Source organism: Proteus hauseri, from assembly GCF_004116975.1.
GTDB classification, from domain to species: domain Bacteria; phylum Pseudomonadota; class Gammaproteobacteria; order Enterobacterales; family Enterobacteriaceae; genus Proteus; species Proteus hauseri.
Window position 1 is genome coordinate 711,942 of record NZ_CP026364.1, and the last position, 23,010, is coordinate 734,951.

A 23,010-nucleotide genomic window follows, 5' to 3' on the forward strand; every position below is an offset into this window, starting at 1 on the left:
CTCCTATTAGAAATAACCTTGACGTTTTTTTAGTTCCATTGATGCGGATTGATCGCTATCAATCAAACGTCCTTGTCGCTCACTGCTGGTGGAAATCAGCATCTCTTCAATAATGGCGGGTAGTGTTTCTGCTTGTGATAGAATTGCCCCTGTTAAAGGCCAACATCCAAGTGTTCTAAATCGGACTTTCTGCTGTGTAATAACCTCACCTAGTTTTAGATCAATTCTGTCGTCATCAACCATAATTAAGTTGCCATCACGCTCAATAACGGGACGATTTTGGGCAAAATAGAGCGGAACAATATCGATATTTTCTAAATAGATATATTGCCAAATATCGAGTTCAGTCCAGTTTGATAACGGAAATACACGAATACTTTCGCCTTTATTAATTTGTCCGTTATAATTTTTCCATAATTCAGGGCGTTGATTTTTCGGATCCCAACGATGAGATCTGTCTCTAAATGAATAAATACGTTCTTTAGCACGCGATTTTTCTTCATCACGCCGAGCGCCACCAAATGCCGCATCAAAACCATATTTATCTAATGCTTGCTTTAGCCCTTCTGTTTTCATGATGTCAGTGTGTTTTGCACTACCATGAGTAAACGGATTAATACCTAATTCAGCACCTTGTGGATTGCGATAAACCTTTAAATCGAACCCATATTCTTTTGCTGTTTTATCGCGAAACTCATACATCTCGCGAAATTTCCAACCGGTATCAACATGCAATAAAGGAAAAGGCAATTTAGCGGGATAAAAAGCTTTACGAGCAAGATGCAGCATCACTGATGAGTCTTTGCCAATTGAATAAAGCATGACGGGATTTTCAAATTCAGCGACAACTTCACGAAGAATATGAATACTTTCGGCTTCTAATTGCTGAAGATGCGTTAATTGTGTTTCATTCATAACAATCCCTTTTTTAGGCAAAATGAATCAAGGATGAACGCGATGAAGCGTGTACTTGTTGACTTTGTTTATCACTAAACCAAGCCAATTGATGATGAAGAGCGGCCACTTCGCCGACAATTAACAACGCAGGCATCGGCGCTTTAGCAGCTAATTCAGCTAATTGAGTTAAATCTCCCGTAAAAACTTGCTGCTCTGTGCGTGTTGCACAGCTAATTACCGCAATAGGTGTAGATGACGAGCGACCATATTCGATTAAGCGTTGACTAATAAGCTGCGCATTAGTGGTGCCCATATAAATGGCTAAAGTATGATTAGCTTTAGCTAAAGCAGCCCAATCAGGCTCGATACCATCGGTTTTACAGTGCCCAGTCATAAAAGTGACACTTTGAGCATATTGACGATGAGTTAAAGGAATACCAGCATAAGCACTCGCGCCGCTAGCGGCGGTAATACCAGGAACCACTTGAAAAGCGATACCATGTTCAGTAGCAACTTCTAACTCTTCACCACCTCGGCCAAAAATAAACGGATCGCCCCCTTTTAGCCTAACAACGCGTTTGCCTTGTTGAACAAATTTCACAATCAATGCGTTAGTTTCTTCTTGAGCAACACTGTGATATCCCGCTCTTTTACCAACACAAATCGTCTCAGCATCACGGCGAACCAATTCCAATACTTCAGCACTCACTAAGCTGTCGTAAAGTACAACTTCTGCTTGTTGAATAACTTGTAAGCCTCGTAATGTTAATAAGCCAGCATCACCCGGCCCTGCACCAACAAGAGCTAGCTCTCCTTGATGATGATTTTTTGGCTGCTGAAGTTGTTGCTCTAATTGCGCTTGTGCTTGGGCAATCTGCTCACTAGCAACTAAAGCAGCAAATTTCCCACTAAAAGCTTGCTCCCAAAATCGGCAGCGCGCTTGAAATGTCTGCAATTGTTGCTTCACTCTGCTACGCCACTTTCCCGCTATAGTCGCCATAGTTCCTAACGATGTTGGTAATAGCGCCTCTAATTTTTCACGTAGCATTCTGACTAATACGGGAGCTTTACCCGCAGAGGAAATCGCAACCAAAATAGGTGAGCGATCAATAATGGCAGGAAAAATAAAAGAGCACTGAGGCTGAGAATCCACCACATTGACAAAAATATGCCGAGCTTGAGCATCAAAATAAACTTGCTGGTTCAGTTCACTATCATCTGTTGCCACAATGACTAACATCATCCCAATTAACTGTTCTGACTGGTACTGTGCCGATACCCACTCAATTTTCTGTTGCTGATGATATTGATACAACTCATCACATAGATTAGGCGCAATAACTTTTAATTTGGCTCCGGAGCGTAATAAAAGAAGTGCTTTACGCGCTGCAACATGGCCACCACCAACCAGTAGCACTGGGCGATTTTTTAATTCCACAAACAATGGCAGATAATCCATACGCGTATTCTCATTTATTTGTTCAATTTATGAGTAATGACTATAAAAGGAGAAATAGCGCTTATGAAATGACAAAAAGCTATGAGATGGAACAGAAAGGAATAAGAAAAAACTTTATTTTTCAATAAAATAATAAAAAAAACGACAAATAGGGTAATAAATTTCTCTATTACCCAAATAATTTTAATATTTAGCTATTACGCTATTCGTGTAATCCACACTCACGTTTTAAGCCGAAAAAGCGAGTATCTTCTTCACTCATACCGTCTTCCCATTTACGTGTTGTATGGGTATCCCCCACAGAAAGATAACCTTGATCCCACAATGGATGATATGGCAAATTATTTTCCTTAAGGTATTGATAAATTTGTTTATTATCCCAATCAACAATAGGCAGCATTTTAAAAGTACCTTTCGCAATAGAAAGCACGGGTAAATGTTCTCGGCTCTTTGATTGCTGACGTCGTAACCCCGCAAACCATGTTTGAGCATTTAATTCGGTTAATGCCCTTTCCATTGGCTCAACTTTATTTATTTGGTTATAACGTTCAATTCCCTCAACACCTTGTTCCCAAAGCTTGCCATATCGCGCTTCTTGCCAAGATGAAGATATTTCAGCCTGATAAACTTTTAAATTGAGTTTTAACTGTCGCGTTAATGTATCAATAAACTGGTAAGTTTCAGGGAAAAGATAGCCCGTGTCAGTTAAAATCACAGAAATATTAGGATATTGCTGAGTCATTAAATGCAAACAAACAGCTGCTTGAATACCAAAACTTGAGCTTAACACCCCTTCTTTAGGTAAATATTCCAAAGCCCAAGTAACACGTTCTATGGCATTTTTTTGCTCTAGTCGTTGGTTAATTTCCGCTAATGCTAGTTTCTGTTTATCAGCGGGTAATTGCACTAATTGAGATAGCGGCAATAGGCTCATATCGCCTCCTGCAACTCATAAAAATCAACAGCTGAATTAATGACAGGTTTAATCACATCAGTACGAATAAGAAAATCACCAAAACCTTCATTTGAATTTCGATAAATTGCCCAATTACCGATCAAAAGATCAAGTATTCCGATAATTTCTTGTGAAGTTATATTTTCACGATACATTCTTGGGATCCGTGTACCGATGCGATTTCCACCTAAATGCAGGTTATAACGATCTGGTGCTTTCCCCACCAGCCCAACTTCAGCCAACATTGCTCGACCACAACCATTAGGACATCCCGTCACGCGCACAACGATGTGTTCATCGCTAATACTATGCTTTGTCATTAAACCATCAAGGATGTCAGTAAATGCAGGTAAAAAACGCTCTGCTTCAGCCATTGCCAGTGGGCATGTAGGAAATGAAACACACGCCATAGCATGTTGGCGCAATGGTGTTACGTTATCGCTAATTAAGCCATATTGACGTGCAATCGCCTCAATATTGGCTTTTTCATTTTCGGGCACACCAGCCACTATTAAGTTTTGATTGGCGGTTAAACGAAAATCACCATGATGAATTTTAGCGATTTCAGCTACACCTGTTTTTAATGGTGAATCTGGATTATCAATTAATCGTCCATTTTCAATAAATAAAGTAAGATGCCATTTATTATCAACACCTTTTAACCAACCAATTTGATCACCACGATGAGTAAATTCATAAGGGCGAATATCGTCAAAATTAACGCCCGAACGACGCTCAACTTCTTGTTTAAACGTCTCTATTCCTACACGCTCTAGTGTGTATTTGGTTTTGGCATTTTTACGTTCTGTGCGATTTCCCCAATCACGTTGAGTCGTCACAATCGCTTCTGCCACTGCCAGTGTTTTATCGATAGGGATATAACCAAATTCGCTAGCCAAACGCGGAAAGGTGTTTTTATCGCCGTGTGTCATGGCTAAACCACCACCTACCAGCACATTAAAACCAACTAAATGTCCATTTTCAGCAATCGCGATAAAGTTCATATCATTGGCATGAAGATCAACATCGTTATGAGGTGGAATAACCACTGAGGTTTTAAATTTCCGCGGTAAATACGTCTCACCTAAAATAGGTTCTTCATCAGTGGTAGCGACTTTTTCTTTATCTAGCCAGATCTCCGCATAAGCGTGGGTTCGAGGCAAAAGATGTTCTGATATTTTTTTAGCCCACTCATACGCTTCTTGATGCAATGACGATAGCACTGGGTTAGAAGTACATAAAACATTGCGATTAACATCATTAGCTGTTGCCAAAGCGTCTAAGCCTGCCGAAGCTAACATCTGATGCGCTGGTTTTACATCACCTTTTAAGATGCCATGAAATTGAAAAGTTTGACGATTAGTAATGCGAATACTGCCATAGAGAGTATTTTCTGTCGCAAATTTATCAATATTTAGCCACTGTTTGGGGGTGATAATGCCACCAGGTAAACGACAACGTAACATCATAGCATGACGAGGTTCTAGCATCTGTTCAGCACGTTCTGCCCTGATATCTCTATCATCTTGCTGATACATGCCATGAAAGCGAATTAATAGGAAGTTATCGCCCTCAAAACCGCCCGTTAAGCCATTTTGTAAGTCTTCTGTAATAGTACCGCGCAGAAAATGACTTTCTTTTTTCATGCGTTCGCTATCAGCCAGTTTCCCTTCAACAATCAAGGGCGTTTGAGTATGTGATTTCATTAATAGACATCCCTCTGATATCGTCGTTCTAGACGTAGCTCACTTAAATATTCATCTGCTTCATCAATATCTTTATTGCCATACTTCATCACTATTTCTAATAGAGTTTGTTCAACATCTTTCGCCATCCGTGATGCATCGCCACAAACATAGAGATAAGCCCCTTGTTGTAACCATTGCCAAATTTGATTGCCTTGTTCACGTAATTTATCTTGTACATAAATTTTATGAGATTGATCACGTGACCATGCTAAATCGATATGAGTTAACAAACCGTTTTTGACATAACGTTGCCATTCCACTTGATAGAGAAAATCTTCAACAAAATGAGGGTTACCAAAAAACAACCAGTTTTTACCCGTTGCACCGTCGTTTTCACGCTGCTGCATAAAAGCTCGAAATGGAGCAATACCTGTACCTGGGCCAATCATAATAACTGGCGCATCGTTATTATTCGGTAAACGAAAGTGATCATTCTTTTCGATAAAAACATTGATAGCAGAGCCTTCTTCTGCCCTATCAGCAAGAAAACCTGAAGCACCACCCGCGTAAGCACGACCATTGACTTGATAACGCACCACCCCCAAAGTGAGATGCACTTCATCCCCAACTTCTTGTTGAGAGGATGCGATAGAGTAAAGTCGAGGTGTGAGTGGACGCAAAATATCAATAAAATCTTGAGCCATAGGTTGAGCACAATATTGGCGCACCATTTCATTTATGGGATATTTTTCAGCATATTGCTGAAGCTTTGTTTTATCAGCAACAAGTGATAGTAAATCTTCGTGGCGAGTTAACTGAGCATAAGCTTTTACGATAGGAGCACTATTTTGCGTTAATTCACAATGATGCAATAACGCTTCTTTTAACATTAGAGTTTGTGATTTTACCGTAACGAGTTCATCACCTTTTAGCCATAATAACCCGATTAGCTCATCAACTTTTTCAACTGAATTATCAAACCAAACACCAAGTGCGTCTCCAGGTTGATACTGCAAATCTGAGCCTTCAATGCTGAATTCAATATGACGAATATCTTTATCAGAATTTCTGCCCGTAATTTTTTGATTAGTTAATAAGGTTGCTGTAAAAGGTGCATCTCGATGATAGCGAGAGGCAGTTATGGTGTCTGTTGTACCGGATTGTGTGTGTTGTAACACCGCCGCATTTTGGGTTGGTACTCGCACTTTTAATACATTGGTTAACTCTGTTATCCATTGATTTGCGATGTCTTGATAGTCAACATCCACATCAACTCTTGGTAATAATCGAGTTGCTCCTAACTGGGCAATACGTTCATCAAAATCTTTACCTGCTTGGCAAAATTGCTCATAGGATGAATCACCTAAACTCAGTACGGCAAAAGAGGTTTTTTTCATCTCAGCCGCTTTTTTAGTATTTAAATATTTATAAAATGCGATAGCTTCTTCAGGTGGCTCGCCCTCACCTTGTGTCGATGTCACAATAATTAAGGTGGTGGCTTTATGGATTTGTTTAAATTTGTACTCACCTGCTGAATACAACTCTACATTTAATTTATTTGTGACTAGATTATCTCGTAGCTGTTCCGCAAGACGGCGAGCATTTCCGGTTTGAGAAGCCGAAATTATCGTGACCGTTTCTACTTCAGGAATAAGATGGGTGGTTAACTCAGAAGTAACAGAGGTCGTACTCGCTGGCTGATTAAGTTGTCCCCAAAAATAGCCTGAAAGCCACGCAATTTGTGCTGGCGCTAAATCTTTGGTTACGTCCTGTAATTTGTTCAATTGCTCTGGCGTTAACGGAAGCATTGATAAAAACGGGGGTTGATTGCTCATTTATCCTGCCTTAAAAAAGCGAGGCACCTTTATAGTGCTTTATTGTTTTGTAATATTTTTCTGATGAAGGAAAGGTATCTCACGACCAGAAGATGAATTAAAGACCCATTTGCTCTATCTAATAACCTTAAATACTAAATTTATTTATCGATTTCCTTTATTGATAAAATCACTAAGCAAAAAGAAATATAATAAGCAACTGAGGTTAAGGCGATTAGGCGTGATACGGCAAATCAGCTACACTAGTAAACTTCGTTCTATCTGTTTCTTTTTTCATTCATTAAGTCAAGAGAGTTTTGATGATAACCACCATCTTTAAAGATTTTCAGTTTGAAGCCGCACACCACCTACCGCATGTTCCTGAAGGACACAAATGTGGTCGCCTTCATGGACACTCATTTCTTGTTAGATTAGAGCTAACAGGTGAAGTTGATGCACAATCAGGCTGGCTAATTGATTTTGCCGATGTTAAAGCCGCATTTAAACCGACTCTTGATAGCCTAGATCACTACTATCTTAATGACATTGCAGGATTAGAAAATCCGACCAGCGAAGTATTAGCAAAATGGATTTGGCAACAAGTCAAGCCAACACTGCCATTGTTATCAGCCGTGATGGTTAAAGAGACTTGCACAGCAGGATGTATTTATCGCGGTGAGTAATTATCTGTCACCTAAAAAAAAATCAGCCTGTTATTGGCTGATTTTTTTTTGCTTGCGAGAACAACATCATATTAGGCGATATTTAAATATTTGTGCGTTTGCATTGAGAATCGCCAATTTCGAGCAATACAGGTTTCTATACATAATTTCGTCGCCGAATTTTTACAACTAATGGGTTGTAGTGCAACAACAGGTGCTGGCAGCGATGTTCTTAATGTGAGTAATGCATCTAATGCTTCAATATCTTTTTGGCGACCAACAGGGTGTTTTATTTCGTTAGCGCGATTTATTGCACTAGGTAATACCGTAAAACCGCCTCGCATCCCGACTTTAGGCGAGAGCGTAACCCACGTTTGTTCACTACATAAAATGTCATGAGTACCGCTAGTTTCGATTTGGCAATTAAATCCTGCCTGTTCCAAACCTTCCGTTAAGGGGCGTAAATCATATAAACAAGGTTCTCCTCCTGTGATAACAACATGTCTTGCGCTATAACCTTGTTGTTGAAACAGCGCTAATATTTCATCAACCGTTGCATTTCCCCAAGCATCGCTTTCTTGCGTTTTAATTGGAATATCGCCAATAGGAACTTTTTTTTCTTCTTCTTTTTCCCATGTATGTTTGGTATCACACCAACTGCAGCCAACGGGACATCCTTGTAGACGAACAAAAAGAGCAGGAACGCCAGTAAAAATACCTTCACCTTGTAAAGTTTGAAACATTTCGTTTATGGGGTATTGCATAAGAAACTCTGATATCCAATGAATGCTGATGATTATTACAGATAACTATCTCACCGTAAGAGGCTTTATGATAAGGTACATGGTTTGTTTTGAATAGCTAACGTGCGAGAAGACACTGAAAAAAGAACCGGTTTGCTCGGTTGGACAGAGATGGGAATATTTTAGATGCAAAAAGAAAATCAGCTTTCACGAGGTCTGTCAGGGCGGCACATTCGTTTCATGGCGCTAGGCTCTGCAATTGGTACAGGGTTATTTTATGGTTCTGCGGCTGCGATAGAAAAAGCAGGTCCCGCTGTATTACTCGCCTATCTTATTGGTGGTGCTGCCGTTTTTATGGTTATGCGTGCATTAGGGGAAATGGCCGTTCATCACCCTGTTGCAGGTTCATTTTCACAATATGCAAGCCATTACATGGGGCCACTCGCAGGTTTTTTAACCGGTTGGAACTATGTTTTTGAAATGCTTATCGTCTGTTTGGCTGACGTAACTGCATTTGGCTTTTATATGAAGCTCTGGTTTCCTGATGTTGAGCAATGGATATGGGTATTGGGGATAGTCTGTTTTATTGGCGCCTTAAATCTTTGCCATGTAAAAATATTCGGTGAAATGGAATTTTGGCTTTCTATTATTAAAGTCACTGCCATTATTGCGATGATTATTGGTGGTGTTGTCATTATGATGTACGGTTTTGGTCAACAAACCGAGCATCCTATTGGTATCTCTAATTTATGGGAGTTTGGTGGCTTTATGCCTAATGGCATAGAGGGGGTTATCGCCTCGCTCGCCATAGTGATGTTTGCTTTTGGTGGTATCGAAGTTATTGGTATTACCGCAAGTGAAGCAAAAGATCCTGAAAAAACCATTCCTAAAGCGATTAACGCTGTACCATTTCGTATTTTGTTATTCTATGTACTAACAATTTTTATTCTGATGTGTATTTTCCCTTGGCAACAAATTGGGCATAACGGAAGTCCATTTGTGCAGATTTTCTCAAATCTAGGGATTAACTCAGCCGCGAATATCTTAAACCTTGTCGTTATCACCGCAGCTATTTCTGCCATTAATAGTGATATCTTTGGTGCAGGTCGTATGATGTATGGTATGGCACAAGAAGGACAAGCACCAAAATCCTTTATGAAACTCACCCGTAATGGTGTGCCTTGGATGACGGTGTTAGTGATGTCTGTTGTGCTGCTTTTAGGCGTGGTGCTTAACTACCTTATCCCAGAGCAGATCTTTGTTCTTATTGCTTCTATCGCAACGTTCGCAACAGTTTGGGTTTGGTTAATGATTTTGCTTTCTCAAGTTGCTATGCGCCGTAAAATGAGCGCTGAAGAAGTAAAAACACTAAAATTCCCAGTCCCTCTTTGGCCTATTGCACCTGCATTAACCATCGTCTTTATGGCGTTTGTTATTGCGATTTTAGGTTATTTTGAATCAACCCGAATGGCATTAGTGGTCGGTATGGTGTGGGTTGCTATTTTAACTATCGGTTATTATGTTGGTATCAAACCAAGAATGACCCCAAAATAATGAGCACCTATCTGCTATAAATTATCTACAATAATTAAAAAGGCTGTGAAATATTCACAGTCTTTTGTTTTGCGACTAAAAATTAATTAAGCTAGTGCTTGATCTAAATCTGCAATTAAATCTTCAACATCTTCCAGACCTATTGATAGTCGTATTAGGCCATCGCTAATACCATGTCTTTGACGTTCTTCTGCGCTATAAGTCGCATGAGTCATTGTTGCAGGGTGTTGAGCTAGAGACTCACAATCTCCTAAGCTAACAGCGCGAGTAAAGAGTGTTAAGCGATTAAGGAAATCTCTACCCGCTTTAATTCCACCTTTTAATTCAATTGTTATCATTCCACCGGCTAAACGCATTTGTTGCTTTGCCAGTTGATATTGAGGAAAAGAAGGAAGCCCAGGATAATGAATAGTTTCTACTTTAGGATTATCTTCAAGAAATTGAGCAATATGCTGTGCATTCTTACAAACTTGCTCCATCCTAATACCTAGCGTTTTTATCCCTCTTAATATTAAAGAAGCATCATGAGGAGATAAACAGGCGCCTGTCATATCTTTTAAGCCTTCAACGCGTATTTTATTGGCTAACTCATGAGTAGTAATAATTGCGCCGGCCATTACATCACCATGACCTGATAAATATTTTGTCATGGAATGCACGACGATATCGGCACCGAGTTCTAATGGTTTTTGTAAATAAGGAGAACAATAGGTGCTATCAACCATGACCAAAATATGATGTTGGTGTGCTATTTCAGATATTTTAGCAATATCACTCACTCGCATATTAGGATTTGCGGGTGTTTCAAAGAAAATTAGCTTTGTTTTCTCTGTAATTGCAGCTTTTAATTTTGCAGGATCTGTTAAATCTACATGTTTTATTTTTACACCAAATTTAGCAAGACCTTGATTAAAGTATGAAAAAGTACAACCGTAGATTGTCATATCCGCAATCAGCTCATCACCAGGTTGTAGCAATGACCAGCATGTTGAGGTAATCGCCCCCATGCCGGAAGAAAAAACGACAGCTCCTTCACCATTTTCTAATTGGGCTAATCGTTTCTCTAATAAATCGAGTGTAGGATTGGATATTCGGGTATAAAAATGACCGAGTTCTGTCCCTGCAAAACAGGCTGCACCATATTGAGCGGTTGGAAAAGCAAACGTAGATGTTTGAAAAATAGGAGGCACTAATGCTCCCTGATAATCTAACGGAGAATAACCATAATGTATTGCCTGAGTATTAAATTGCCTATTACTTTGTGTCATTATATCTCCTTAATTAATATAATAGTTAAACATCTATTTTTTGATTATTCTCGCCAATAATCTGAAGTGTCCTTAATACAATAGTTAATCCTTTCAACGTATCTGGATTTTTTAATAATGAAAAAGTTGAACCTAATGTATATTTTTTATCTTGATAAATAGATTCTTTTTTTGCCATATTAAACGCTGTACTTAACTCCCAAACAGGGATCATCGTTTCTTCAAAAGCCACCGAAAGTTTTTCGACTGTTGCATTATCGATAATATCAATTGAGTCCGAAATTAAAGATAATAAGTCAACGATATTATCAAAACGTTTTAATGCTAATAGCGGTCTTGCTTTTTCTAATAAATGTTGAAGGTGTATTTTATCTTCATCAGTAAATAGCTGACTTTCTACTAGATTTAAATTATTTTCACTCATTATTATTCCCCTATAATAATCCTCTCACTGTCGCCCAATATAATCCTCGGTTATAACTATTACGTAATAAGCCACCTAATTTAGTTGGCGGTGTTGGTGTCACATCATGTTTATAGTCATATTGTAAAGGCATACCTGCAGATAACCCCATTTGAGCAACTGCTTGAACTCGTCCGTCATATATTGCAGCGGGATAGCCATAGCAAAGCTCTCCGCAAATATTATTAGCAATAACACCAGCTTGGTTATGACAACTTCCACCGGCTTTGCTAATAGGTAGATCAACGGTGTCACCAATAACATAAACTTGATTCAGTCCGTAAACTTGTAAAGTTTCAGGATCTGTTGGTAACCACCCTTCTCCATTTTTGTATTCGCTTAATCCCGTATTACGAATTGCTTCCACTGCCGTGATAGGTGGTGTACTCATTAAAATATCAAAGGGTTCTTCTTCACCTTCTTTTGAATAAGCGATCTTTTTATCAGGATCAACATGACTTAGCGTAAAGCCGCGCTTCGCTTTTATGTCACGTTCTGAGAATACCGCAGGAAGAACCTCACAAACCTCTTGTTGCATAAAGAGACAGTTTCTTAATAACTGGGAAACAGTAGGATAGGTATAAATAATTTCAATATTATTTCTGACACGACGTTGACGTAAAAATTCATCAAGCATCAATGTAGTTTCCATTGGTGCAATACCACATTGATGAGGCACATTAGGTGTTTCAGGAAAAGTAACAGTAATAAATACACGACCTTTCTCAATTGTCGCAATTTTATCAGCAAGATTACGTGCTGCTTCATATTGATAAAAATGATTTCCAGCTTCTTTTAAACCTTCAATTTTATCAAGACGGGGTATACATCCAGTAGCTAAAACAAGAAAGTCATAATTATATTTTTTCTTCGATTCACAATAAATAATCTTATTATTAAAATCAAAACGCTCTGCTTTATCAATAACAAGTTCTATTTCAGGTCTTAATAAACTTCGTTCTGAACGCATTAATTCTTCTTTTAAAAAAAGATTAAATGCAATATACATAAAAGCAGGTTTGTAATAATGATTTGGATTATCAGAAATAAGCGTTATTTTGATTTTATTTGAAAATATTTCATTGTTTAATTTTTTCGAAAGAATATTAGCGAGAATAGTCCCACCGGTACCACCGCCAATAATAATTATATTTTTCATCGACATTTAATACCTTATATCAAATTAGAATTAAACCAATTTAAAAAGTATAGATAAGGTATTAAATATAACCAATATATTATACATGTAGATAGTTGAATAAGAAATTAATTTTTCTAGTCAATAAGGGAAACAATCTCTTAAATTTAAATAAGCTTAAGAGATTATATTTTTTGTTATTACTTATAGTATTAATAAAATGTAGCAATTAAAGGGTGATGATCTGAAGCATCAGTAATAAGCACTTCCGCTTTATTCAATGATAAACCTCGATAAAAAATATAATCTAACGGTTTACCGAATGCGCGAGTACGCCAATCATTATCAAAAGGGACTTCCCTTAGTTTTAACCAACGAGCAAAACGTTTAAGTACATTAATTCTTGGCCGACTCCAAGCATTAAAGTCACCAGCGAGTATAATAGGACCTTTATGATGCATGATATGGGTCGCTAAATTGCTTAATTGACGCTGATAAACATCTACACCAAAACTAAAATTGATAGCATGAACATTTACAACCATTAAATGTTCGCCTGTAATTAATGGATAAACTGTAATTAATGCCGATTTAGCTAAGCGCAAAAAAGGTTCTTTTTCTCTTAGAGGACAACAATAAATAGGGTGGGAGCTAGAAAGAGTCATTACACCTGCAGGATGTTGCTGAAAAGCTAAAGCAGGAACCTGATCCGCTATTAAATGATGAACGCCAGCGAAACGAACAAGTTCAGGTGTAGGTTGAGCTTCTTGCAATAAGATCAGTTGGGTATCAGTGGATAATACTTCCAACATATTTCGCCAGTTGATCCGCTGCTGTTTATAGATGTTCCAAACAGCAATTTTTAGGTAGCCTTCGGTATAAAGTGGCATTCCAATAGGCAAAGAGTCACTTTTTTCATTTAAAGGAGCACTTGGTTCAATCCTTTCTACAGGTTGACCCGCTACAAAGCGTACGGAGTAAGTCGGTTTTTTCGCCATTAGCAACCTCAAATGAGCAATAGGATCTCTTGCTATTACCCAGTATACCAAAGCTTACCAACACCCTCATCTTTTTAAGGGATATAATGATCAATAAGATTAATTATTTTTATATAAAATCATCACTTTATAAATTGTTATATCTATTTGCTTGTTTTTTTATAAATTTAAGGCAAAAAAAAACCTAAGTCGTTAGACTTAGGTTTCTTAATGTTGGCGGAACGGACGGGACTCGAACCCGCGACCCCCTGCGTGACAGGCAGGTATTCTAACCAACTGAACTACCGCTCCGCGTATTCTTTTTGCTTTAACATCTTAAGATATTAAGGCGATATTTAATGCCTGGCAGTTCCCTACTCTCACATGGGGAGACCCCACACTACCATCGGCGCTACAACGTTTCACTTCTGAGTTCGGCATGGGATCAGGTGGGACCGCTGCGCTATGGCCGCCAAGCAAATTCTGTTATTACCCGTTACGCCAATCTCTCCACGTAACCAGTAATTCAATCTTAAAACAAGCTTACTTTATTGATGTTAGTCTCTTCTCTCAGACAAAACACCTTCGGTGTTGTCAGGTTAAGCCTCACGGTTCATTAGTACTGGTTAGCTCAACGTATCGCTACGCTTACACACCCAGCCTATCAACGTCTTAGTCTTAAACGTTCCTTTAGGTCACTCAAGGTGACAGGGAAGACTCATCTCGAGGCAAGTTTCCCGCTTAGATGCTTTCAGCGGTTATCTCTTCCGCACTTAGCTACCGGGCAATGCCATTGGCATGACAACCCGAACACCAGTGGTGCGTTCACTCCGGTCCTCTCGTACTAGGAGCAACCCCTCTCAATCTTCCAACGCCCACGGCAGATAGGGACCGAACTGTCTCACGACGTTCTAAACCCAGCTCGCGTACCACTTTAAATGGCGAACAGCCATACCCTTGGGACCTACTTCAGCCCCAGGATGTGATGAGCCGACATCGAGGTGCCAAACACCGCCGTCGATATGAACTCTTGGGCGGTATCAGCCTGTTATCCCCGGAGTACCTTTTATCCGTTGAGCGATGGCCCTTCCATTCAGAACCACCGGATCACTAAGACCTACTTTCGTACCTGCTCGAGCCGTCACTCTCACAGTCAAGCTGGCTTATGCCTTTGCACTAACCGCATGATGTCCGACCATGCTTAGCCAACCTTCGTGCTCCTCCGTTACTCTTTAGGAGGAGACCGCCCCAGTCAAACTACCCACCAGACACGGTCCCCGATCCAGATTATGGACCTAGGTTAGAACATCAAACGTTAAAGGGTGGTATTTCAAGGTTGACTCCATGCAGACTGGCGTCCACACTTCAAAGTCTCCCACCTATCCTACACATCAAGGCTCAATGTTCAGTGTCAAGCTATAGTAAAGGTTCACGGGGTCTTTCCGTCTTGCCGCGGGTACACTGCATCTTCACAGCGAGTTCAATTTCACTGAGTCTCGGGTGGAGACAGCCTGGCCATCATTACGCCATTCGTGCAGGTCGGAACTTACCCGACAAGGAATTTCGCTACCTTAGGACCGTTATAGTTACGGCCGCCGTTTACTGGGGCTTCGATCAAGAGCTTCTCCCTAAGGATAACCCCATCAATTAACCTTCCAGCACCGGGCAGGCGTCACACCGTATACGTCCACTTTCGTGTTTGCACAGTGCTGTGTTTTTAATAAACAGTTGCAGCCAGCTGGTATCTTCGACTGGCTTCGGCTCCGTCCGCAAGGGACTTCACTTACCGCCAGCGTGCCTTCTCCCGAAGTTACGGCACCATTTTGCCTAGTTCCTTCACCCGAGTTCTCTCAAGCGCCTGAGTATTCTCTACCTGACCACCTGTGTCGGTTTGGGGTACGATTGTTGGTAACCTGAAGCTTAGAGGCTTTTCCTGGAAGCAGGGCATCAATTGCTTCACCACCTTAGTGGTTCGTCATCACACCTCAGCATTAAGTGACCGGATTTGCCTAATCACTCTGCCTACATGCTTGAACCGGGACGACCGTCGCCCGGACAACCTAGCCTTCTCCGTTCCCCCATCGCAGTTACCACCAGTACGGGAATATTAACCCGTTTCCCATCGACTACGCTTTTCAGCCTCGCCTTAGGGGTCGACTCACCCTGCCCCGATTAACGTTGGACAGGAACCCTTGGTCTTCCGGCGTGCGGGTTTTTCACCCGCATTATCGTTACTTATGTCAGCATTCGCACTTCTGATACCTCCAGCATGCCTCACAGCACACCTTCGCAGGCTTACAGAACGCTCCCCTACCCAACAACACCTAAGTGTCGCTGCCGCAGCTTCGGTGCATGGTTTAGCCCCGTTACATCTTCCGCGCGGGCCGACTCGACCAGTGAGCTATTACGCTTTCTTTAAATGATGGCTGCTTCTAAGCCAACATCCTGGCTGTCTGAGCCTTCCCACTTCGTTTCCCACTTAACCATGACTTTGGGACCTTAGCTGGCGGTCTGGGTTGTTTCCCTCTTCACGACGGACGTTAGCACCCGCCGTGTGTCTCCCGTGATAACATTCTTCGGTATTCGCAGTTTGCATCGAGTTGGTAAGTCGGGATGACCCCCTAGTCGAAACAGTGCTCTACCCCCGAAGATGAGTTCACGAGGCGCTACCTAAATAGCTTTCGGGGAGAACCAGCTATCTCCCGGTTTGATTGGCCTTTCACCCCCATCCACAAGTCATCCGCTAATTTTTCAACATTAGTCGGTTCGGTCCTCCAGTTAGTGTTACCCAACCTTCAACCTGCCCATGGATAGATCACCGGGTTTCGGGTCTATACCCTGCAACTCATTCGCCCAGTTAAGACTCGGTTTCCCTACGGCTCCCCTATACGGTTAACCTTGCTACAGAATATAAGTCGCTGACCCATTATACAAAAGGTACGCAGTCACCCCATAAAAGAGGCTCCTACTGCTTGTACGTACACGGTTTCAGGTTCTTTTTCACTCCCCTCGCCGGGGTTCTTTTCGCCTTTCCCTCACGGTACTGGTTCACTATCGGTCAATCAGGAGTATTTAGCCTTGGAGGATGGTCCCCCCATATTCAGACAGGATAACACGTGTCCCGCCCTACTCGTCGAGTTCACAATAACAACATCTTCAGATACGGGGCTATCACCCTTTACTGCCGGACTTTCCAGACCGTTCTCCTGATGCTGCTATTGATTAAGACTCTGGGCTGTTCCCCGTTCGCTCGCCGCTACTAGGGGAATCTCGGTTGATTTCTTTTCCTCGGGGTACTGAGATGTTTCAGTTCTCCCGGTTCGCTTCATTACGCTATGTATTCACGTAATGATAATATCCATTGGATATTGGGTTTCCCCATTCGGAAATCGTCGGTTATAACGGTTCATATCACCTTACCGACGCTTATCGCAGATTAGCACGTCCTTCATCGCCTCTGATTGCCTAGGCATCCACCGTGTACGCTTATTCGCTTAACCTCACAACCCGAAGGTGTCTTTTTCGAAGATAATCTTGGTGGTGATGGCTGTGCAGATTACATTTCGTCGTTGGGCAGTGCTCGCCATGCTCACATACTTATGTATGTTGCGCTGGCTGCGCGCTGTCCGCCTCGAACTGTAAATTGCTCGCGCATCCCACTTTGATGTCAAAAACACATTCAAAGTTTGAGATTTTGAGAGACTCATCAATATACCTCGGTGATATATTGATTTGTTTTCAATTTTTCAGCTTGTTCCAGATTGTTAAAGAGCATAAATAGTTAAAATAACTTACTTAAATTATTTTAACTATTTTCTGATTTTCATCAGACATAGTGTGGTACGCCTTTCACTCATACCGCGCATTGGCGTCCCCTAGGGGATTCGAACCCCTGTTACCGCCGTGAAAGGGCGGTGTCCTAGGCCTCTAGACGAAGGGGACTCTTGTCAGCTTCGCAGACGCGCTTTTGCTCGTTCTTCATCAGACAATCTGTGTGAGCACTACACATAACACGTATCTCTTAGGTAAGGAGGTGATCCAACCGCAGGTTCCCCTACGGTTACCTTGTTACGACTTCACCCCAGTCATGAATCACAAAGTGGTAAGCGCCCTCCCGAAGGTTAAGCTACCTACTTCTTTTGCAACCCACTCCCATGGTGTGACGGGCGGTGTGTACAAGGCCCGGGAACGTATTCACCGTAGCATTCTGATCTACGATTACTAGCGATTCCGACTTCATGGAGTCGAGTTGCAGACTCCAATCCGGACTACGACAGACTTTATGAGTTCCGCTTGCTCTCGCGAGGTCGCTTCTCTTTGTATCTGCCATTGTAGCACGTGTGTAGCCCTACTCGTAAGGGCCATGATGACTTGACGTCATCCCCACCTTCCTCCGGTTTATCACCGGCAGTCTCCTTTGAGTTCCCGCCATTACGCGCTGGCAACAAAGGATAAGGGTTGCGCTCGTTGCGGGACTTAACCCAACATTTCACAACACGAGCTGACGACAGCCATGCAGCACCTGTCTCAGAGTTCCCGAAGGCACTCCTCTATCTCTAAAGGATTCTCTGGATGTCAAGAGTAGGTAAGGTTCTTCGCGTTGCATCGAATTAAACCACATGCTCCACCGCTTGTGCGGGCCCCCGTCAATTCATTTGAGTTTTAACCTTGCGGCCGTACTCCCCAGGCGGTCGATTTAACGCGTTAGCTCCGGAAGCCACGCCTCAAGGGCACAACCTCCAAATCGACATCGTTTACAGCGTGGACTACCAGGGTATCTAATCCTGTTTGCTCCCCACGCTTTCGCACCTGAGCGTCAGTCTTTGTCCAGGGGGCCGCCTTCGCCACCGGTATTCCTCCACATCTCTACGCATTTCACCGCTACACGTGGAATTCTACCCCCCTCTACAAGACTCTAGCCAACCAGTTTCAGATGCAATTCCCAAGTTAAGCTCGGGGCTTTCACATCTGACTTAATTGACCGCCTGCGTGCGCTTTACGCCCAGTAATTCCGATTAACGCTTGCACCCTCCGTATTACCGCGGCTGCTGGCACGGAGTTAGCCGGTGCTTCTTCTGCGGGTAACGTCAATTGCTAAGAGTATTAATCTTAACACCTTCCTCCCCGCTGAAAGTACTTTACAACCCTAAGGCCTTCTTCATACACGCGGCATGGCTGCATCAGGCTTGCGCCCATTGTGCAATATTCCCCACTGCTGCCTCCCGTAGGAGTCTGGGCCGTGTCTCAGTCCCAGTGTGGCTGATCATCCTCTCAGACCAGCTAGAGATCGTCGCCTAGGTGAGCCATTACCTCACCTACTAGCTAATCCCATATGGGTTCATCCGATAGCGCAAGGTCCGAAGAGCCCCTGCTTTGGTCCGTAGACGTCATGCGGTATTAGCTACCGTTTCCAGTAGTTATCCCCCTCTATCGGGCAGATCCCCATACATTACTCACCCGTCCGCCGCTCGTCAGCAAGAAAGCAAGCTTTCCTCTGTTACCGCTCGACTTGCATGTGTTAGGCCTGCCGCCAGCGTTCAATCTGAGCCATGATCAAACTCTTCAATTAAAAGTGTTTGATGCTCAAAGAAATCGAATACTTAGCTTCATTCATAAATGAATTTTACTTTTGTAAACACTCTTTAAGACTTATATACATCTAAATATTTTAGAAGATATCGTCTCTGTGAGTGCCCACACAGATTGTCTGATAATTTGTTAAAGAGCAGTGCAACATTCGCTGCCGTTTCCGGTCTTCTGCGTTGTTGCGAGGAGGTGCATTCTACATCTTCCTCATTCAGTGTCAAGCGTTATTTCATAAGGCTTTTCACTTTATTTTTTGTTCTCTCAGTCAGTTCGCTTAGCGCCCTGTTCCGTGACAACGAGGACGCATTATAGGGAGTTTTCTGAGGCTGGCAATAGTTTTTTTTAAAAAAACGTTCGTTTGTTGGTAAATTAAACGAAGTGCTTATTTTTTGTGGCTTTTTATCCATTTTGGTAAGTCAGCCAAGCTATCTAGGATAAAATCTGCACACATTTGTGCCTCTTCGGTGATCTCTTTTCCTGTACGAACAAGAACTTTATTACCCACTCCCGCAGATTTTGCCGCCAACATATCTTCTTTTTTATCACCAACCATATAAGAAGAAGCCATATCGATGTTTAATTGTGCTTTTGCATCCATAAACATCCCATTCGCTGGTTTGCGACAATCACAGACTTGTTTATATTCAGCAACACTCGCATCTGGATGATGAGGGCAATAATAGATACCATCTAAATCAACGCCTCTATCTGCTAAAGACCAATCCATCCACTCTGTAAGATGTAAAAATTGATCTTCGCTATAATAACCACGACCAATTCCCGATTGGTTAGTCACTAAAACCAAGGCATAGCCCATTGCTTTTAGTTCCGCCATTGCTTCAATGACACCATCAATAAACTCAAAGTTATCAATTTCAGATACATAACCGTGGTCTATATTAATTGTTCCATCGCGATCAAGAAAAATCGCAGAAATCCCATTACTCACCAGCATTACTCCATTCAGATATTTGTCGTTAGTATCGCATGTTTTCTCTTATATAGAGAATGGAATCCATGCCTTTCTTTCTTTATTAGTCAGGAGTTGTTTTTTATTGACTTAGCCGTCTAGACGCCTTAACATCTATTTTAACTCGGGCAGAATAGTCTTTATGTCCATATTCTACTTATATAAAGAACAACATGATTAAACTGACGAATATAAACAAAGTGTTTAAGCAGGGAACGCGTTCAATACAAGCGTTATCAAATATTAACCTGCATGTGCCCCAAGGGCAGATTTTTGGTGTTATCGGATCGTCAGGAGCGGGTAAAAGTACACTTATACGTTGTGTGAATATGTTAGAAAAACCAACTTCAGGGGAAGTTCTTGTTGATGGGCGTGACCTAACAAAGCTGTCTGATAAAGAATTAACAAAAGCTCGCCGCGGTATTGGCATGATTTTTCAGCATTTCAACTTACTTTCTTCAAGAACAGTATTTGATAATGTAGCCTTACCTTTAGAACTTGATAACACGCCTCGTGCCAATATTACAAAGCGTGTAGATGAACTGCTAGAATTAGTTGGCCTATCTGATAAAAAAGATTATTACCCAGCCAATCTATCTGGTGGACAAAAGCAACGTGTTGCAATTGCACGCGCACTGGCTAACTCACCCAATGTTCTATTATGTGATGAAGCCACCAGCGCATTAGACCCTGCAACAACACGTTCTATTTTAGAATTATTAAAAGATATTAATCGCCGTTTAGGATTAACTATTTTACTGATCACTCACGAAATGGACGTAGTAAAACGTATTTGTGATCAAGTGGCAGTCATTAGTGGTGGTGAATTAGTAGAAAGTGATGCTGTGAGCCAAGTGTTCTCTCACCCTAAGACCCCCGTTTCTCAGGCATTTATTCAATCAACATTGCAATTGGATATTCCTGAAGATTATCAAGAACGCATGAAACCCGAGTGGGAAGAAGGTTTGTTCCCATTATTGAAACTTGAATTTAATGGTCAATCGGTCGATGCCCCATTGATGTCTATTGTCGCCCGTCGTTTTGATGCAGATATCAATATTTTAAGTTCTCAAATGGATTATGCAGGTGGTGTTAAATTTGGCGTTATGTTAGCTGAATTACACGGTAAAAATGGTAACACTGAAAAATCTATTGCATTTTTAGAAGAGCATCATGTGAAAGTAGAGGTTCTCGGTTATGTCTGAAGGAATGATTTATTTATTAATTGGTGGGATCTGGGAAACCTTAGTCATGACCTTCGTCTCTGGCTTTTTCGGTTTTGTTATTGGATTGCCGTTAGGCGTATTGTTATATGTTACGCGTCCTGAGCAAATAATGACAAGTTCATCGACCTATCGGACTATTTCAGCATTGGTCAATGTGTTTAGGGCAATTCCTTTTATTATCTTACTCGTATGGATGATCCCATTTACTCGTATGGTAGTAGGTACATCCATTGGCTTACAAGCTGCTATTGTTCCTTTAACTGTGGGTGCTGCACCTTTTATTGCTCGTATGGTAGAAAATACCTTACTAGAAATTCCAAATGGATTGATTGAAGCATCTCGCTCTATGGGTGCAACACCAATGCAGATTATTAAAAAGGTTTTATTACCAGAATCTTTACCTGGCTTAATTAACGCGGCAACCATCACACTAATTACATTAGTGGGTTACTCAGCAATGGGTGGTGCTGTCGGTGCTGGCGGTTTAGGGCAGATTGGTTATCAGTATGGTTATGTTGGCTATAATGCAACTGTAATGAATACAGTAATTGTTCTACTCGTTATTCTTGTTTTTATCATTCAGTTTATTGGTAATCATTTAGTTAAGCTTACAACTCATAAATAAAAGCATTGAAGGCTTTATATCATCTATAGAGCCTTTTATATAAACGGATCAAATAAGGGTAAATGTATGTCATTAAAATTCAAATCGCTTGCAGTGGTAAGTGCATTAGTAGGCGCACTGGCATTAGCTGGTTGTGGTGAAAAAGACAAAGATCCGAACCATATTCGCGTCGGCGTTATTTCAGGTTCAGAACAACAAGTAGCTGAAGTTGCCAAACAAGTTGCTAAAGATAAATATGGTCTTGATGTTGAGCTCGTTACTTTTAATGACTTTGTGATGCCAAATGAGTCACTAAGCCGTGGCGATATCGATATTAACGCATTTCAACATAAGCCTTATTTAGACCAGCAAATCAAAGATCGTAATTATAAGATTACTGCTGTAGGTAATACTTTTATTTACCCTATTGCAGGTTATTCTAAAAAAATCACTGATTTGGCTGATTTACCCGATGGCGCACAAGTTGCTATCCCTAACGATCCGACTAACTTAGGTCGTTCATTATTATTGTTAGAAAAAGTAGGTTTAATTAAATTAAAAGAAGGTGTCGGGTTATTACCAACAGTCCTCGATATAACTGAAAACCCAAAAAATCTGAAATTAGTTGAATTAGAAGCACCACAATTACCACGCTCTTTAGATGACCAAAAAATCTACTTAGCCGTGATAAATACAACCTACGCGAGTCAAGTAAACTTAACACCAGCAAAAGATGGTATTTTTGTTGAGGATAAAGACTCTCCTTACGTAAATATTATTGTTGCTCGTGAAGATAATAAAGATTCAGAGAATGTGAAGAAATTTATTCAAGCATATCAATCAGATGATGTGGATAATGCCGCAAATAAAATCTTTAATGGTGGTGCTGTAAAAGGTTGGTAATTATTCATTATCTAACTTAATAATAAAAAAGGCGGACATTTGTTCGCCTTTCTCTTTTTTACTTGGATAATTTGCATTAAATTAGAGTCGTTTAATTTTTGTA

General features: G+C 41.1%; 16 protein-coding genes, 2 tRNA genes and 3 rRNA genes. 5 read left to right on the top strand and 16 right to left on the bottom strand.

Going from position 1 to position 23,010, the window contains the following annotated elements; translation table 11 throughout:
• Nucleotides 1-6 precede the first annotated feature (6 nt).
• From cysD to cysJ, 5 genes are all read right to left on the bottom strand, one after another.
• Nucleotides 7-915, bottom strand: a complete 909-nt coding sequence (gene cysD / locus PH4a_RS03435) for a sulfate adenylyltransferase subunit CysD (RefSeq protein ID WP_129037777.1) — start codon at nt 913-915, stop codon at nt 7-9.
• A gap of 13 nt (nt 916-928) precedes the next feature.
• The gene (gene cysG, locus PH4a_RS03440) at nt 929-2,356 is read right to left on the bottom strand and encodes a siroheme synthase CysG (RefSeq protein WP_129037779.1); all 1,428 of its coding nucleotides are present in this window, start codon (nt 2,354-2,356) and stop codon (nt 929-931) included.
• Between the two features lie 202 nt (nt 2,357-2,558).
• Nucleotides 2,559-3,290, bottom strand: a complete 732-nt coding sequence (locus tag PH4a_RS03445) for a phosphoadenylyl-sulfate reductase (RefSeq protein ID WP_129037781.1) — start codon at nt 3,288-3,290, stop codon at nt 2,559-2,561.
• Nucleotides 3,287-5,017 (bottom strand): assimilatory sulfite reductase (NADPH) hemoprotein subunit, encoded by a 1,731-nt coding sequence (cysI, locus tag PH4a_RS03450; protein WP_129037783.1) that lies wholly within the window; start codon nt 5,015-5,017, stop codon nt 3,287-3,289. Before cysI ends, PH4a_RS03445 begins: the two co-directional genes overlap by 4 nt.
• The gene (gene cysJ / locus PH4a_RS03455) at nt 5,017-6,834 is read right to left on the bottom strand and encodes an NADPH-dependent assimilatory sulfite reductase flavoprotein subunit (protein WP_129037785.1); all 1,818 of its coding nucleotides are present in this window, start codon (nt 6,832-6,834) and stop codon (nt 5,017-5,019) included. The genes cysI and cysJ overlap by 1 nt, the downstream gene beginning before the upstream one ends.
• A gap of 296 nt (nt 6,835-7,130) precedes the next feature.
• On the opposite strand from cysJ, the gene queD reads away from it, so the two are divergent.
• Nucleotides 7,131-7,496: a 6-carboxytetrahydropterin synthase QueD gene (queD, locus tag PH4a_RS03460; protein ID WP_164971522.1), complete on the top strand. Its 366-nt coding sequence runs from the start codon at nt 7,131-7,133 to the stop codon at nt 7,494-7,496.
• Between the two features lie 71 nt (nt 7,497-7,567).
• On the opposite strand, the gene queE is transcribed toward queD, so the two are convergent.
• Nucleotides 7,568-8,239: a 7-carboxy-7-deazaguanine synthase QueE gene (queE, locus tag PH4a_RS03465; protein WP_129037786.1), complete on the bottom strand. Its 672-nt coding sequence runs from the start codon at nt 8,237-8,239 to the stop codon at nt 7,568-7,570.
• Nucleotides 8,240-8,404: 165 nt separating this feature from the next.
• Between queE and PH4a_RS03470 the strand changes: the two genes are divergently transcribed.
• Nucleotides 8,405-9,772 carry an amino acid permease gene (locus PH4a_RS03470; protein ID WP_129037789.1) on the top strand — a complete coding sequence of 456 codons (1,368 nt, stop codon included), beginning with the start codon at nt 8,405-8,407 and terminating at the stop codon, nt 9,770-9,772.
• Between the two features lie 86 nt (nt 9,773-9,858).
• On the opposite strand, the gene PH4a_RS03475 is transcribed toward PH4a_RS03470, so the two are convergent.
• The 10 genes from PH4a_RS03475 to gmhB form a co-directional block, all read right to left on the bottom strand.
• Complete coding sequence (locus tag PH4a_RS03475; protein WP_129037791.1) at nt 9,859-11,040, bottom strand: methionine gamma-lyase; 1,182 nt, start codon at nt 11,038-11,040, stop codon at nt 9,859-9,861.
• 25 nt (nt 11,041-11,065) lie between these two features.
• Nucleotides 11,066-11,464: a helical membrane plugin domain-containing protein gene (locus PH4a_RS03480; protein ID WP_129037793.1), complete on the bottom strand. Its 399-nt coding sequence runs from the start codon at nt 11,462-11,464 to the stop codon at nt 11,066-11,068.
• 10 nt (nt 11,465-11,474) lie between these two features.
• Nucleotides 11,475-12,662: an NAD(P)/FAD-dependent oxidoreductase gene (locus PH4a_RS03485; protein WP_129037794.1), complete on the bottom strand. Its 1,188-nt coding sequence runs from the start codon at nt 12,660-12,662 to the stop codon at nt 11,475-11,477.
• A gap of 191 nt (nt 12,663-12,853) precedes the next feature.
• Nucleotides 12,854-13,639, bottom strand: coding sequence for an endonuclease/exonuclease/phosphatase family protein (locus tag PH4a_RS03490; protein WP_129037797.1), 786 nt, complete (start codon nt 13,637-13,639; stop codon nt 12,854-12,856).
• A gap of 214 nt (nt 13,640-13,853) precedes the next feature.
• Nucleotides 13,854-13,930, bottom strand: a tRNA-Asp gene (locus tag PH4a_RS03495).
• A gap of 49 nt (nt 13,931-13,979) precedes the next feature.
• Nucleotides 13,980-14,095: ribosomal RNA gene (gene rrf / locus PH4a_RS03500) — 5S ribosomal RNA — on the bottom strand.
• 118 nt (nt 14,096-14,213) lie between these two features.
• Nucleotides 14,214-17,118 (bottom strand): 23S ribosomal RNA (locus PH4a_RS03505).
• Nucleotides 17,119-17,484: 366 nt separating this feature from the next.
• Nucleotides 17,485-17,560, bottom strand: a tRNA-Glu gene (locus PH4a_RS03510).
• Between the two features lie 84 nt (nt 17,561-17,644).
• Nucleotides 17,645-19,187: ribosomal RNA gene (locus tag PH4a_RS03515) — 16S ribosomal RNA — on the bottom strand.
• The 16S, 23S and 5S rRNA genes sit together here with 2 tRNA genes alongside, the layout of an rRNA operon.
• A 399-nt stretch (nt 19,188-19,586) precedes the next feature.
• On the bottom strand, nt 19,587-20,153 hold the full coding sequence (gene gmhB, locus PH4a_RS03520; RefSeq protein ID WP_129037799.1) for a D-glycero-beta-D-manno-heptose 1,7-bisphosphate 7-phosphatase: 567 nt from the start codon (nt 20,151-20,153) through the stop codon (nt 19,587-19,589).
• A gap of 194 nt (nt 20,154-20,347) precedes the next feature.
• On the opposite strand from gmhB, the gene metN reads away from it, so the two are divergent.
• From metN to PH4a_RS03535, 3 genes are all read left to right on the top strand, one after another.
• Nucleotides 20,348-21,379, top strand: a complete 1,032-nt coding sequence (gene metN, locus PH4a_RS03525) for a methionine ABC transporter ATP-binding protein MetN (RefSeq protein ID WP_064720948.1) — start codon at nt 20,348-20,350, stop codon at nt 21,377-21,379.
• Nucleotides 21,372-22,025, top strand: coding sequence for a methionine ABC transporter permease MetI (locus PH4a_RS03530; protein ID WP_064720949.1), 654 nt, complete (start codon nt 21,372-21,374; stop codon nt 22,023-22,025). Before metN ends, PH4a_RS03530 begins: the two co-directional genes overlap by 8 nt.
• Nucleotides 22,026-22,091: 66 nt before the next feature.
• The gene (locus tag PH4a_RS03535) at nt 22,092-22,907 is read left to right on the top strand and encodes a MetQ/NlpA family lipoprotein (protein WP_129037801.1); all 816 of its coding nucleotides are present in this window, start codon (nt 22,092-22,094) and stop codon (nt 22,905-22,907) included.
• Nucleotides 22,908-23,010 lie beyond the last annotated feature (103 nt).

Bases quoted from the DNA above. Each gene is read 5' to 3' on its own strand.
- PH4a_RS03530 (WP_064720949.1), top strand. From the start codon at position 21,372: ATGTCTGAAGGAATGATTTATTTATTAATTGGTGGGATCTGGGAAACC.
- PH4a_RS03445 (WP_129037781.1), bottom strand. From the start codon at position 3,290: ATGAGCCTATTGCCGCTATCTCAATTAGTGCAATTACCCGCTGATAAA.
- PH4a_RS03485 (WP_129037794.1), bottom strand. From the start codon at position 12,662: ATGAAAAATATAATTATTATTGGCGGTGGTACCGGTGGGACTATTCTC.
- PH4a_RS03535 (WP_129037801.1), top strand. From the start codon at position 22,092: ATGTCATTAAAATTCAAATCGCTTGCAGTGGTAAGTGCATTAGTAGGC.
- PH4a_RS03490 (WP_129037797.1), bottom strand. From the start codon at position 13,639: ATGGCGAAAAAACCGACTTACTCCGTACGCTTTGTAGCGGGTCAACCT.
- PH4a_RS03480 (WP_129037793.1), bottom strand. From the start codon at position 11,464: ATGAGTGAAAATAATTTAAATCTAGTAGAAAGTCAGCTATTTACTGAT.
- PH4a_RS03475 (WP_129037791.1), bottom strand. From the start codon at position 11,040: ATGACACAAAGTAATAGGCAATTTAATACTCAGGCAATACATTATGGT.
- cysD (WP_129037777.1), bottom strand. From the start codon at position 915: ATGAATGAAACACAATTAACGCATCTTCAGCAATTAGAAGCCGAAAGT.
- cysJ (WP_129037785.1), bottom strand. From the start codon at position 6,834: ATGAGCAATCAACCCCCGTTTTTATCAATGCTTCCGTTAACGCCAGAG.
- queE (WP_129037786.1), bottom strand. From the start codon at position 8,239: ATGCAATACCCCATAAACGAAATGTTTCAAACTTTACAAGGTGAAGGT.
- PH4a_RS03470 (WP_129037789.1), top strand. From the start codon at position 8,405: ATGCAAAAAGAAAATCAGCTTTCACGAGGTCTGTCAGGGCGGCACATT.
- metN (WP_064720948.1), top strand. From the start codon at position 20,348: ATGATTAAACTGACGAATATAAACAAAGTGTTTAAGCAGGGAACGCGT.
- cysI (WP_129037783.1), bottom strand. From the start codon at position 5,017: ATGAAATCACATACTCAAACGCCCTTGATTGTTGAAGGGAAACTGGCT.
- cysG (WP_129037779.1), bottom strand. From the start codon at position 2,356: ATGGATTATCTGCCATTGTTTGTGGAATTAAAAAATCGCCCAGTGCTA.